This is a genomic window from Mycolicibacterium confluentis (assembly GCF_010729895.1).
In the GTDB taxonomy this organism is placed as follows: Bacteria; Actinomycetota; Actinomycetes; order Mycobacteriales; family Mycobacteriaceae; genus Mycobacterium; species Mycobacterium confluentis.
This window is the reverse complement of sequence record NZ_AP022612.1, coordinates 1,876,812-1,889,562: the sequence shown is the minus strand read 5'-3', so window position 1 is coordinate 1,889,562 and position 12,751 is coordinate 1,876,812. Positions and strand designations below refer to the sequence as shown.

The 12,751-nt window shown below is 67.2% G+C and carries 11 protein-coding genes; 6 read left to right on the top strand and 5 right to left on the bottom strand.

Annotation, left to right across the window (positions count from 1 at the left end):
• Window positions 1–27 precede the first annotated feature (27 nt).
• Entirely contained in the window at window positions 28–780 is a 753-nt protein-coding gene (locus tag G6N34_RS08700) for a DUF4191 domain-containing protein (protein WP_085150775.1), read from the top strand.
• Between the two features lie 41 nt (window positions 781–821).
• Window positions 822–2,648, top strand: a complete 1,827-nt coding sequence (locus G6N34_RS08695) for an amidohydrolase (RefSeq protein ID WP_085150773.1) — start codon at window positions 822–824, stop codon at window positions 2,646–2,648.
• Window positions 2,649–2,654: 6 nt separating this feature from the next.
• Here G6N34_RS08695 and G6N34_RS08690 read toward each other — a convergent pair whose 3' ends face one another.
• A complete protein-coding gene (locus G6N34_RS08690; protein WP_085150821.1) occupies window positions 2,655–3,110 on the bottom strand; it encodes an RDD family protein in 456 nt (151 codons plus the stop codon).
• Window positions 3,111–3,254: 144 nt separating this feature from the next.
• On the opposite strand from G6N34_RS08690, the gene glnA (G6N34_RS08685) reads away from it, so the two are divergent.
• The 4 genes from glnA (G6N34_RS08685) to G6N34_RS08670 all read left to right on the top strand — a co-directional run bounded on the left by glnA (G6N34_RS08685) (window position 3,255) and on the right by G6N34_RS08670 (window position 6,898).
• A complete protein-coding gene (gene glnA, locus G6N34_RS08685; RefSeq protein ID WP_085150769.1) occupies window positions 3,255–4,691 on the top strand; it encodes a type I glutamate--ammonia ligase in 1,437 nt (478 codons plus the stop codon).
• 174 nt (window positions 4,692–4,865) lie between these two features.
• Window positions 4,866–5,297, top strand: coding sequence for a D-aminoacyl-tRNA deacylase (gene dtd / locus G6N34_RS08680; protein WP_085150767.1), 432 nt, complete (start codon window positions 4,866–4,868; stop codon window positions 5,295–5,297).
• 46 nt (window positions 5,298–5,343) lie between these two features.
• Window positions 5,344–5,733: a DoxX family protein gene (locus G6N34_RS08675; protein ID WP_085150820.1), complete on the top strand. Its 390-nt coding sequence runs from the start codon at window positions 5,344–5,346 to the stop codon at window positions 5,731–5,733.
• A 13-nt stretch (window positions 5,734–5,746) separates the two neighbouring features.
• The gene (locus G6N34_RS08670; protein WP_085150766.1) at window positions 5,747–6,898 is read left to right on the top strand and encodes an acyl-CoA dehydrogenase family protein; all 1,152 of its coding nucleotides are present in this window, start codon (window positions 5,747–5,749) and stop codon (window positions 6,896–6,898) included.
• Here G6N34_RS08670 and G6N34_RS08665 read toward each other — a convergent pair.
• From G6N34_RS08665 to glnA (G6N34_RS08650), 4 genes are read right to left on the bottom strand one after another with little or no spacing between them, the layout of a single operon-like run.
• Window positions 6,879–7,730: a TIGR03619 family F420-dependent LLM class oxidoreductase gene (locus G6N34_RS08665; RefSeq protein ID WP_085150819.1), complete on the bottom strand. Its 852-nt coding sequence runs from the start codon at window positions 7,728–7,730 to the stop codon at window positions 6,879–6,881. The genes G6N34_RS08670 and G6N34_RS08665 overlap by 20 nt on opposite strands.
• A complete protein-coding gene (locus G6N34_RS08660) occupies window positions 7,727–8,353 on the bottom strand; it encodes a PaaI family thioesterase (protein ID WP_085150764.1) in 627 nt (208 codons plus the stop codon). Before G6N34_RS08660 ends, G6N34_RS08665 begins: the two co-directional genes overlap by 4 nt.
• Window positions 8,354–8,371: 18 nt before the next feature.
• Window positions 8,372–11,335 carry a bifunctional [glutamine synthetase] adenylyltransferase/[glutamine synthetase]-adenylyl-L-tyrosine phosphorylase gene (locus G6N34_RS08655; RefSeq protein WP_085150762.1) on the bottom strand — a complete coding sequence of 988 codons (2,964 nt, stop codon included), beginning with the start codon at window positions 11,333–11,335 and terminating at the stop codon, window positions 8,372–8,374.
• A gap of 44 nt (window positions 11,336–11,379) precedes the next feature.
• Complete coding sequence (gene glnA, locus G6N34_RS08650) at window positions 11,380–12,720, bottom strand: type I glutamate--ammonia ligase (protein ID WP_085150760.1); 1,341 nt, start codon at window positions 12,718–12,720, stop codon at window positions 11,380–11,382.
• Between the last annotated feature and the right edge of the window lie 31 nt (window positions 12,721–12,751).

Here is a 12,751-nt window from a genome sequence, read left to right as displayed (position 1 = left end):
ACTGCGCGGGACGCCTATCCTTACTGCATGGCGAAATCCCGGACCCCTGCCCAAACCAAGGCCCTGAAGGCCGAGGCGAAGGCCGCCCGTAAGGCTGCATCCAAGCAGCGCCGCACTCAGTTGTGGCAGGCGTTTCAGATGCAGCGCAAAGAGGACAAGCGCCTTCTGCCCTACATGATCTTGGCGTTTGTGCTGATCGTGGGCCTGTCGGTGGCCTTCGGCGTCGCGGTCGGCGGATTCACCATGTACCTGCTGATTCCGCTGGGTGTGGTGCTGGGCGCGCTCGTCGCCTTCATCATCTTCGGGCGGCGCGCGCAGAAGTCGGTGTACAAGAAGGCCGAGGGCCAGACCGGTGCGGCCGCCTGGGCGCTGGACAACCTGCGCGGCAAGTGGCGGGTCACCCCGGCTGTCGCAGCCACCGGAAACTTCGACGCGGTGCACCGCGTGATCGGCCGCCCCGGTGTGATCTTCGTCGGCGAGGGAGCGCCGAACCGGGTCAAACCGCTGCTGGCACAGGAGAAGAAGCGTACGGCGCGCCTCGTCGGCGATGTTCCGATCTATGACATTGTGATCGGCAACGGTGAGGGTGAAGTGCCGCTGTCCAAGCTGGAACGGCACCTGAACAAGCTTCCCGCCAACATCTCGGTCAAGCAGATGGACTCCCTGGAGTCCAAGCTTGTCGCGTTGGGCACCAAAGTCGGCCCGGGCGCACTGCCCAAGGGTCCGCTGCCCGCGCAGGCCAAGATGCGCGGCGTGGGCCGCACCGTTCGGAGGCGTTGACAACATCGGTGCACCCACTGGCCGTGACATGAGGAGGCCAGATGTGCACTGCGTGCGAGTGGGCACCACACTTTGCGGCGTTCGGACGACGCAATCAGGTGACGCGCCGGACGGTGCTGCGCACCGCCGTGACGACGGCCGCAGTGACGACGGCCGCGATGGTGGCCAGTGCGTGTTCGTCGGGTTCGGGCACCGACGTGTCCCCCACCTCAGACGGCGGCGGCGACGCTGACTTCGTCTTCCACAACGGCAAGGTCTACACGGTGTCCCCCGACACCCCGTGGGCCCAGGCGGTCGCCGTCACGGGCAACACGATCACCTACGTCGGCGACGAGGCGGGCGCGATGGAACTCGCCGGGCCTCGCACCCGGGTGATCGATCTCAACGGCCAACTCCTCATGCCGGGATTCGTCGAGGGCCACATCCATCCCTTCCTCGGCGGTTTCCTCAGCACGGGCGTCGACCTTCAGGTGCCGACGGGAGCCGACGCACTGGACGCGATCGCTCGCTACGCGAGGGACAACCCGACCGGACCGGTCCGGGGATTCGGCTGGCGGGTCGACATGTTCGGACCCCAGGGGCCCACCCGCGGCGACCTCGACCGCATCTTGCCGGACCGGCCGGCATTCTTCTTCGCCATCGACGGCCACAGCCTGTGGGCCAACAGCAAGGCGCTGGAGATGGCCGGCGTCCATCGGGACACCCCGGACCCGATTCCGGGGTTCAGCTATTACATGCGCGACGAGAACGGTGACCCCACCGGTTACGTGCTCGAGGTCGATGCGCTGCTCGGCGTCGTCAATGCCGTCGAGCCGATCTCCGCCGACACAATGGCCACGCTGCTGGAGGCGTGGTTGCCGAAAGCGTCCGAAGCCGGCATCACGTCGGTGTTCGATGCCGGTGTTCCGCCCGTAGGCAGCGATCAGGGCGCATTGATCGCCAAGTACACCGAGATCGAGCAGCGGGGGGCGTTGCCGTTCCGGGTGGTCGCGTCCTACAGCGTGAAGTCGGCGCCGGTGGACGACGCGGTGCAGAAGCTGACCCAACTGCGCAACCAGATCTCCACCGATCTGGTGCAGGTCGGGGCGGTGAAGATCATCGGCGACGGCACCCAGGAGGGCTACACCGCCTGGCTGTTGGAGCCCTATGCGGACAAGCCCGACTCGATCGGTGCGTCGCCGTTCACCGAAGAACAGTGGCACCAACTCGTCGAGCAGGTGGACGCCGCGGGATACGACGTGCACATCCACGCCTGCGGAGAGCGCACCGCACGCGTCGGGCTCGATTCCATCGAGCAGGCGATCGCCAAGAATCCGCCGCGTGAACGTCGACACACCGTCGCACACCTCGTCTACGTCGAAGATCCCGACAGTGCGCGCTTCGGTGAGCTCGGGGTCGTGGCCCAGTTCTCCGCCAACTGGATGTCGGCCGATCCTGACACCGTGGAGAACATGGCGGCCCGCTATGGATCCCCGCGTAAGGAAATGTTCTTCCGGCCGCAGGAGGTGCTGAAGTCCGGCGGACGCATCTCGCTGGGCACCGACTGGCCCGCCGCCGGTTACTTCTCCACCTACAAACCGCTGGATTCCATTCAGATCGGCGCGACTCGCCAACTCATCGGCGATCCCGCCGCCCCGGTTCTGGCCCCAGCCGATCAGCGCTTGTCCGTCGAGGAGGCCGTGCACGCCAACACCCTGGGCGCGGCCTATCAGCTCCGGCTGGATGACCAGGTGGGCTCAGTCGAGGTGGGCAAGCGCGCCGACCTCATCGTCCTGGATCGCAACATCTTCACGATCGACCCGCATGACATCCATTCGACGACCGTGACCATGACCATGATGAACGGTCAGGTCCGGCACGAGGCCTGAGTCACCTCAGCGGCGCACCACGGCGGTCTTTGTCGCCAGGTCCTGCAGGCCGCGCACGTCGGAGTCGGTGAACAACGCCGGGATGACCAGCGCGACCAGCACACCGCGGCCCAGGGCGCGGCCGACACCGACACCGACACGGCCGTCGACCGAGACGACCTTGAGTCCGAGGACCAGTTGGCCCGGGGTGAACCCGAACAACCGGACTGACACCACACCCAGGATCAGCCAGACGACCAGCACCGCGGTCGACAGCGCCGACAGCGGGATGAGGCCGAACGACATGGCCAGCGCGGCGAGCCCGTAGCTGATCAACCAGTCCACGAGCAGCGCGCCGAGGCGTCGTCCGAACCGCGCGATGGATCCGGGCCCCTCCTCGGGAAACCCGAGGCGCTGGCCGGGATACTCGTCGCCGGAGTCGGACGCTGGACTGGACAACCAGGAGGAGATCTCGCTCGCCATGACATTCAGCATAGGGTTTGCGCCATTGCGTAACGTCGGCGCAACATTTGGTTGACTGGCCCGCAACATCGGCTCCTTAGCGTCAAGCGCGGGTTAACCCGGGACGGGAACTCCGTGCCCAGACATGCGCCTGAAGGAGTACTAGTGGCAGAAACGAACCAAGACGACATCTTCAAACTGATCAAGGACGAGAACGTCGAGTACGTCGACATCCGTTTCTGCGATCTCCCGGGTGTGGTCCAGCACTTCTCGATTCCGGCGTCGGCATTCGACGAGAGCGTCTTCGAGGACGGTCTGGCATTCGACGGATCGTCGGTGCGCGGGTTCCAGTCGATTCACGAATCCGACATGATGCTGCTGCCGGATCCCGCGACCGCCCGGATCGACCCGTTCCGCGCCGCCAAGACGCTGAACATGAACTTCTTCGTCCACGACCCGTTCACCCGTGAGGCCTACTCGCGCGACCCGCGCAACGTGGCCCGCAAGGCCGAGAACTACCTGGCCAGCACCGGCATCGCCGACACCTGCTTCTTCGGCGCCGAGGCCGAGTTCTACATCTTCGACTCGGTCGCCTTCGACTCGAAGATCAACGGCACCTTCTACGAGGTCGACTCCGAGTCGGGCTGGTGGAACACCGGTGAGCCCTTCGAGGCCGACGGCAGCGCCAACCGCGGTTACAAGGTGCGTCCCAAGGGCGGGTACTTCCCCGTCGCCCCGTACGACCACTACGTCGACCTGCGCGACGAGATGTCGACCAACCTGACCAACGCGGGCTTCACGCTCGAGCGTGGCCACCACGAGGTGGGCACCGCCGGCCAGGCCGAGATCAACTACAAGTTCAACACGCTGCTGCACGCGGCCGACGATGTGCTGCTGTTCAAATACATCATCAAGAACACCGCCTGGGCCAACGGCAAGACCGTCACCTTCATGCCCAAGCCGCTGTTCGGTGACAACGGTTCGGGTATGCACGCCCACCAGTCGCTGTGGAAGGACGGCAAGCCGCTGTTCCACGACGAGTCGGGCTACGCCGGCCTGTCGGACCTCGCGCGCCACTACATCGGCGGCATCCTGCACCACGCGCCGTCGCTGCTGGCGTTCACCAACCCGACGGTGAACTCCTACAAGCGTCTGGTGCCGGGCTACGAGGCGCCGATCAACCTGGTCTACAGCCAGCGCAACCGCTCGGCCTGTGTCCGCATCCCGATCACCGGCAACAACCCGAAGGCCAAGCGCCTCGAGTTCCGCTGCCCGGACAGCTCGGGCAACCCGTACCTGGCCTTCGCGGCCATGTTGATGGCGGGCATCGACGGCATCAAGAACAAGATCGAGCCGTTGGCCCCGGTCGACAAGGACCTCTACGAGCTGCCGCCGGACGAGGCCGCCGACATCCCGCAGGCGCCCACCTCGCTGGCCGCGGTGATCGACCGCCTCGAAGAGGACCACGAGTACCTCACCGAGGGTGGCGTGTTCACCGAGGACCTGATCGAGACGTGGATCTCCTACAAGCGGGAGAACGAGATCATGCCGATCCAGATCCGTCCTCACCCGTACGAGTTCGCGCTGTACTACGACGTGTAAATCGTCTGTCCACGAGAAAGCCGGGTGGCGCACTGCGCCGCCCGGCTTTTTCGTGTGCCACGGCCCTTTCGTGTGCCACGGCCCTTTCCACGGCCCCCGAAATCGACACCAGGGCTGCCCAGGCCCGCAGATCACAACCCTCATGTCGATCTGGCGCCGGATATCCTGCCATCCATGCGGGTTCTGGTGCAGCGGGTGACGTCGGCGAGCGTGACGGTGGACGGGGTCGTCATCGGCGAAATCCGGCCCGCCACACAGGGTCTGCTGGCCCTGGTCGGCGTCACACATGACGACGACGCCGCCAAGGCCGCCAGGATGGCCGAAAAGCTCTGGCAGTTGCGCATTCTCGACGACGAACGCAGCGCCGCCGACATCGGTGCGCCAGTCCTGGTGGTCAGCCAGTTCACGCTGTACGCCAACACCGTCAAGGGGCGCCGCCCATCGTGGAACGCCGCGGCACCGAGGCCGGTGGCCGAACCGCTGGTGGACGCATTCGCGGATGCGCTGCGGCAGTTGGGCGCCGAGGTCGCGACCGGCAGCTTCGGATCCCACATGGAGGTCGCACTGGTCAACGATGGGCCGGTGACCCTGATGCTCGAATTGTGACCAGACCGTGCCCGTGAACTCCACCGCGGCCGCCTACCTTCAGTGCATGGCGACAAACCTGGCTGATCGCGTCACGACCTACTCCGCGACCATGTTGAGCATCTTCCGAATCGTGATCGGGCTGCTCCTCGTGTGCCACGGCACCTCCAAGCTGTTCGGCTGGCCCGGTGGGCCTTCGGTGGAGGTGTTGAGCTGGCCGTACTGGTGGGCGGGGCTCATCGAACTGGTGGTCGGCGTGCTCGTCACGATCGGCCTGTTCACCCGCGAGGCCGCGTTCATCGGGTCGGGCCACATGGCCGTGGCGTACTTCTGGCAGCACTTCCCGGATGACTTCTGGCCGATCAACAACGGCGGTGAACCCGCGGTGCTGTTCTGCTTCGCCCTGCTGCTGCTGGTGTTCACCGGTCCCGGATCGTTGGCGGTGTCACGCAGGTAATACCCTCACCTGCATGGTCACCAAGCATGTTCCGTCCTGGTACGACGATGAGGTCTCCGCGCTCTTCGATCTGGCCAAGGGCTTCTTCGAACGTGAAGTCGTCGCACACGTGGAGAAATGGGACAGCCAACGCCGAATCGACCGTTCGGTGTGGCTTGAGGCCGGCAAGCTGGGCCTGCTGTTGTGCTCGATCCCCACCGAATACGGCGGCGGCGGTGGAACATTCGCCCATGACCTGGCGGTGTTCGACGCCCAGGGCTACTCCGGCGACCTCTCGCTGGGCATCGGTGTGCACAGCGGCATCGTGCCGCACTACATCCTGGCCTACGGCAGCGAGGAGCAGAAGAAGACCTGGTTGCCGCCCATGGCCACCGGCGAGGTGCTGGCCGCCATCGCCATGACCGAACCGGGCGCCGGATCCGACCTCAAGGCCATCCGCGCCACCGCGGTCCGCGACGGCGACGAATACGTGCTCAACGGTTCCAAGACGTTCATCACCAACGGCAGTTCCGCCGACCTGGTGCTGCTGGCGGCCAAGACTGACCCCAAGGCAGGCGCCCGCGGTATCTCGCTGATCCTGGTCGACGTGCGCGACGCTCCCGGCTATCAGGTCACAAGGGTGCTGGACAAGGTCGGCATGCACGGCGCCGACACCGCCGAGATCTCGTTCACCAATGTGCGCGTCCCCGTCACCAACCTGCTGGGCGCGGACGAGGGTGCGGGATTCGGGCAGATGATCGCCCAGCTGCCGCAGGAGCGCCTCATCGTCAGCGCGCAGGCGCAGGGCGGTATGGAGCGAGCGGTCGACGACACGGTCGCCTACACCAAGGACCGGGAAGCCTTCGGCCACAGCCTGTTCAAGTTCCAGAACACGGCATTCGAGCTCGCCGAGTGCATGACCATCGCGCGCACCTCCCGGGTGTTCCTGGACCACTGCATCGAATCGCACCTGCAGGGCAGGCTCGACGGCACCGAGGCCGCGATGGCCAAGTACTGGCTCACCGACAAGCAGTGCGAGGTGGTGGACCGCTGCGTGCAGTTGCACGGCGGCTACGGCTACATGCGTGAGTACCTGATCGCCCGGATGTACGAGGACGCCCGCGTTCAGCGCATCTATGCCGGTGCGAACGAGGTGATGAAGGAGATCATCGCGCGTTCGCTCTGAATCGGCGCATACCGTCGATCTTCTCCGCGGTGGTCGCCCGCGGCCCCGCGAAGAACATCCACGGCTGCGTGACGATGCCGGTGATCCCGCCGGCCTCGGCGCGGGCGTAGTGCTCGGGGGTGAAGGCGTCGGTCAGCGGTGTCAACACGGCGAAGTCGTCCATGCCCAGGCCCTCCTCGGCCCGCAGTTCCCGCAGCCTGGCGACGCGCTCCAGAGCCTGGTCGGTGCTGATCAGGTCGCCGATCCACCCGTCATGGCGGGCCGCGCGGCGCAGTGCGATGTCGGACAGCCCGCCCACATAAATCGGGATAGGCGGTGGGCTGGGCTCCATCTCAAGCTTGGGCGCGGTGTAGAACTCCCCCGAGAACTCGGTCCAGCCCGGCGCCCACAGGGCCTTCATCAGTTCCAGCATCTCGTCGGTGCGCCGGCCGCGGCGTGCGAACTGCTGCCCCAGCAGTTCGAACTCCTCGCGGCACCAACCCACCCCGACGCCCAGCTGCAACCGGCCCTCGGCCAGATACGCCGCGGTGCCGATCGCTTTCGCGGCCGAGTACGGATCGCGCATCGCGGGCAGGTACACCGTGGTGACGAACTGCAGCCTCGACGTGGCGAGCGCGATCGCGCCGATCATCACCCAGGGGTCGGGCCAGTCGGTGAACGACTCCCACCGGCGTCGGCCGTCCTTGGTGTAGGGGTACGGCGTTGCCAGCGTCTCGAGGTTGACGACGTGGTCAGGTATCGCGATCCCGTCGTAGCCGAGATCATCGGCAGCCTTGGCGATCTCGACAGCCTCGCGGGTGTCCAGGAACGCAGTGCTGACATAGAACTTCACTGCGGGTCCCGCGCCCACGCGGGCGTGATGAACACGCCCTCGGCCTCCACCGTCGGGCCGTCGGCGTCCGAGATGAAGCCGCGCGCATAGGTTTTGACGCCCTCCACCCGTTCGACCCAGGCTTCGGAACGCAATGCGCCCAATGGGGTGCCGCGCAGGTACTTCAGCGTGATCGTGCCGGTGAACAGCGGTCGGTCCCCGCCGTCGCTGGCCGCCTCCCCCAGGATGTGGTCGAGGATCAGCGCCGAGATGCCGCCGTGCACGTGGCGGGGCGGCCCCTCATAGGCCGCACCCAGATCGAAGTCCGTCCAGCAGCGCCCCTCGCCGCGTTTGATCTCCAGTGGCGGCGCCATCGGGTTGCGCACGCCGATCACGGGGTTGCCCCACGACATGCCCTCGCCCTCGGTGGTGAACCGCACCCCGAACGGCCCGTCGATCTGCGAGGTCCGCAGACCCGCCGTCACGGCCTCGATCAGGCGCGTCGCCTCGGCGATGTCCTCGGGCCCGGCCTGGGTGCGGATCGTGGCGTCCAGCAGTTCTCGGACAGCGTGGGTGAACGGCTCGTAGATCGCCCGCTGTCGGTTGGCCTCGTCGGCGTCGACCGGGTCATAGTTGAACTGCACCCAATCTTGATAGCAGAGTCAGCCTCCGAAAACTTTGCGCACCACTGCCTTCGCCCGGCGCGTCACCCGCAGGTAGTTGTCCAGGAACGCCCCGCCGTCATCCTCGGGCCACCCGGCGGCGACGGCCACCGCGTTGAGCAGCCGTCCGGGCCCGGGCAGCTGATCGGTGGGCTTGCCCCTGACCAGCACCAGCGCATTGCGGGCCCGCGTCGCGGTCAGCCAGGCCTCACGCAGCAGCTCGACATCGCTCTCGGCGATGAGTTCGGCGGCGCCGATCACGTCGAGGCTCTCGAGCGTCGAGGTGTTGTGCAGCGCGGGAATCTTGTGCGCGAACCGCAACTGAAGCAGTTGCACGGTCCACTCGACATCGGCCAGCCCGCCGCGGCCGAGCTTGGTGTGCGTGTTGGGATCAGCACCTCGGGGCAGTCGCTCGGCGTCGACGCGGGCCTTGACCCGACGGATCTCCTGCACCGCCTCGGCGGACACCCCACCGGGCGGGTACCGCGTCTCGTCGACCATCAGCAGGAACCGGTGACCCAGTTCCAGGTCGCCGGCCACGCGGTGTGCGCGCAGCAGCGCCTGGATCTCCCAGGGCTGCGCCCACTGCCGGTAGTACGCCTCATAGGAGGCCAGGGTCCGCACCAGCGGGCCGTTGCGCCCTTCGGGCCGCAGGTTCGCATCCACTTCCAGTGGCGGATCAGCGCTGGGCGTCCCGAGCAGAGCACGGACCTGCTCGGCCACCAGCATCGCCCACTTGACGGCCTTGGCCTCCTCGACCCCGGACACCGGGTCGCACACGAACATCACGTCGGCGTCGGAGCCATAGCCGAGTTCACCGCCGCCAAGGCGACCCATCCCGATCACGGCGATCGACGCAGGCGCGGCGCCGCCCTTGGGGGTGTTGGCCCGGATCACGGCGTCCAGCGCGGCCTGCAGCACCGCGACCCACACCGAGGTGAGCGCGTGGCAGACGTCGCGCACCTCCAGCATGCCGAGCAGGTCGGCCGACGCGATGCGGGCCAGTTCCCGGCGGCGCAGGGTGCGCGCCGACGCGATGGCCTTGACGGGATCGGACTGCCGACCGGCGGCGGCCACGAGTGCGCGGGCCACCCCGTCCGGGTCGACGTCGAGCAGTTTGGGTCCGGTGGGACCGTCGGCGTAGGCCTGGATCACCTCGGGCGCGCGCATCAGCAGATCCGGCACGTAGGCCGAGGTGCCCAGCACATGCATCAGGCGTTTGGCCACCGCGCTCTCGTCGCGCAGGGTGCCCAGATACCAGCGCTGTTCGGCCAAGGCCTCCGAGAGCCTGCGGTACTGCAGCAGGCCCGCGTCCGGATCGGGCGTGTCCGAGAGCCAGTCCAACAGCGTCGGCAGCAGCACTGACTGCACGCGGCCGCGCCGAGTGTTCGAATTCGCGAGTGCGGCAAGGTGAGTCAGCGCACTGCCCGGTGACTGGTAGCCCAGCGCGGCGAGCTGACGTTCGGCGGCCGCGGCGCTCATGCCGTCGCCGATGTCGACCGACACCCCGGTGGACTCCAGCAGCGGTTGGTAGAAGAGCTTCGCGTGCAGGCGGGACACCCGCACGCTCTGACGCTTGAGCTCCTCGCGGAGCACGCCGAGCGCGTCGTGCTGACCGTCGGGCCGGATGTGGGCAGCGCGAGCCAGCCAGCGCAGCGCCTCGTCGTCGTCGGGAGGGGGCAGCATGTGGGTGCGCTTGAGCCGCTGCAACTGCAGCCGGTGTTCGAGCAGACGCAGGAACTCATACGACGCGGTCATGTTGGCCGCGTCGTCGCGACCGATGTAACCGGCCGTCCCGAGCGCCGCCAGCGCGTCCACGGTGGAGGCCACGTGCAACGCCTCATCGTTGCGGCCGTGCACCAACTGCAGCAGTTGCACGGCGAATTCGACGTCGCGCAGGCCGCCGGTGCCGAGCTTGAGCTCCCGGCCGCGAACGTCGGCGGGGACGAGTTCCTCGACCCGCCGGCGCATGGCCTGCACGTCGACCACGAAGTCCTCGCGCTCGCTGGCCGTCCACACCATCGGCATCAACGCCTCGACGTACTGTCTGCCGAGTTCGGCGTCACCGGCGGCGGGACGCGCCTTGAGCAGCGCCTGGAACTCCCACGTCTTGGCCCACCGCTGGTAGTAGGCGATGTGCGAATCCAGCGTCCGCACCAACTGTCCGCGTTTGCCCTCGGGTCGCAGCGCGGCGTCGACTTCGAAGAACGTCTCCGAGGCCATCCGCATCATCTCGCCGGCCACCCGGGTCTCGGTGGAGTCGGCTTTGGCGCCGACGAAGATGACGTCGACGTCGCTGACGTAGTTCAGTTCCCGCGCGCCGCACTTGCCCATCGCGATGACCGCGAGGGTGGGTGGCTCAATGCCCTCTCGGCACACCGTGCCCACGGCGTACTGCAGCGAGGCGGCCAGCGCCGCGTCGGCGAGATCGGACAGGTGCGCGCCGACTGTGGTGAAGGCCAGCACGGGCTCGTTCTCGACCGTGGGCGCGAGATCAAGCGCCGCGAGGACCAGGAGCCGGTCCCGGTAGAACACACGCAGCGCGGGAACAGCTGTGGCGCCGGGGTTCTCGGTCACGACCTGACTGAAGGCGGCCTTCAGTTCGTCGACCGGGGGCAGAGTCAGCGCACCCTCGAGCAGCCGCCAGGACTGCGGATTGGCGACAAGGTGGTCACCGAGCGCCAGCGAGGCGCCCAGCACCCCGAACAGCCGACCGCGCAGGGCTTTGTCCTTGATCAGTGCGGCGGACAGTTCACCCCAGCTGGACTCCAGTGCGTCGGCGAGTCGGACCATGGCCCGCAGCGCGGCGTCGGCGTCGGCGGCCCGCGACAGCGACCACAGCAGTTCGATGTGGTCCTCGTTGTCCCAACCCAGACGCGCGAGATCAGCGGAGGCGGTGCGCTCGACGAGCCCCAGCCTGCCCACACCGGGGATCCTGGGACGCTGCGTCACGGGTCTGGACACGGACGCAACGGTAACGCAACCCTGCCGTCAAGCGGCAATCCCCGCTAAAGCGACAGATACTGCTTGAGCTCGTAGGGGGTGACGCTGCTGCGGTAGGTCTCCCATTCGGCGCGCTTGTTGCGCAGGAAGAAGTCGAAGACGTGCTCCCCCAACGCTTCCGCAACCAGTTCGGAGTTCTCCATGGCGGCCAGCGCGTTGCCGAGGCTGGTGGGCAGCTCGCGGTAGCCCATCGCCCGACGCTCTTCGCTGGTCAGGCTCCAGACGTCGTCCTCGGCCTGGGGGCCCAGCACGTATCCCTTCTCGACGCCGCGCAGGCCGGCGGCCAGCAGCACCGCGAAGGTCAGGTACGGGTTGCATGCCGAATCGGGGCTGCGCACCTCGACGCGACGCGACGAAGACTTGTTCGGCGTGTACATCGGGACGCGGACCAGGGCCGACCGGTTGGCCGCACCCCAGGACGCCGCCGTCGGGGCCTCGCCACCGTGCACCAGGCGCTTGTAGGAGTTCACCCACTGGTTGGTGACGGCGCTGATCTCGCTGGCGTGTTCGAGGATGCCGGCAATGAAGGACTTGCCGACGTCGGAGAGCTGCAGCGGATCGTCGGGGCTGTGGAAGGCGTTGGTCTCACCCTCGAACAGGCTCATGTGGGTGTGCATGGCCGAACCGGGGTACTCGCTGTACGGCTTGGGCATGAACGACGCGCGGACGCCCTCGCCGAGTGCGACCTCTTTGACCACGTACCGGAACGTCATGACGTTGTCGGCCATCGACAGCGCATCGGCGTAACGGAGGTCGATCTCCTGCTGGCCCGGGGCGCCCTCGTGATGGCTGAACTCGACGGAGATGCCCATCGACTCAAGCGCGTCGATGGCGTGCCGACGGAAGTTGGGCGCCGAATCGTGCACGGCCTGGTCGAAGTAGCCGCCGTTGTCGGCGGGCACGGGCACGCTGCCGTCATACGGTCCGGGCTCGAGCAGGAAGAACTCGATCTCGGGGTGCACGTAGCAGGAGAAGCCGAGGTCGCCCGCCTTGGCCAGTTGGCGACGCAGCACGTGCCGGGAGTCGGCCCACGACGGCGAACCGTCGGGCATGGTGATGTCGCAGAACATCCGGGCCGAGTGATGGTCTCCGCCACTGGTGGTCCACGGCAGGATCTGGAAGGTGGACGGATCGGGTCGAGCGACGGTGTCCGATTCCGACACGCGCGCGAAGCCCTCGATCGAAGAGCCGTCGAAGCCGATCCCCTCCTCGAAGGCCCCCTCGAGTTCGGCGGGCGCGATCGCCACGCTCTTGAGGAAACCAAGCACATCGGTGAACCACAGCCGGACGAAGCGGATGTCCCGTTCTTCCAGCGTGCGGAGCACGAACTCCTTCTGGCGATCCATGTCCGCGAGCGTATGCATCGGCTGTTAAATC

What these genes read in the sequence shown, in the direction of transcription:
- G6N34_RS08700 (WP_085150775.1), top strand. Translation starts at nt 28, where the DNA reads ATGGCGAAATCCCGGACCCCTGCCCAAACCAAGGCCCTGAAGGCCGAG.
- G6N34_RS08695 (WP_085150773.1), top strand. Translation starts at nt 822, where the DNA reads ATGTGCACTGCGTGCGAGTGGGCACCACACTTTGCGGCGTTCGGACGA.
- G6N34_RS08690 (WP_085150821.1), bottom strand. Translation starts at nt 3,110, where the DNA reads ATGGCGAGCGAGATCTCCTCCTGGTTGTCCAGTCCAGCGTCCGACTCC.
- dtd (WP_085150767.1), top strand. Translation starts at nt 4,866, where the DNA reads ATGCGGGTTCTGGTGCAGCGGGTGACGTCGGCGAGCGTGACGGTGGAC.
- G6N34_RS08675 (WP_085150820.1), top strand. Translation starts at nt 5,344, where the DNA reads ATGGCGACAAACCTGGCTGATCGCGTCACGACCTACTCCGCGACCATG.
- G6N34_RS08670 (WP_085150766.1), top strand. Translation starts at nt 5,747, where the DNA reads ATGGTCACCAAGCATGTTCCGTCCTGGTACGACGATGAGGTCTCCGCG.
- glnA (WP_085150760.1), bottom strand. Translation starts at nt 12,720, where the DNA reads ATGGATCGCCAGAAGGAGTTCGTGCTCCGCACGCTGGAAGAACGGGAC.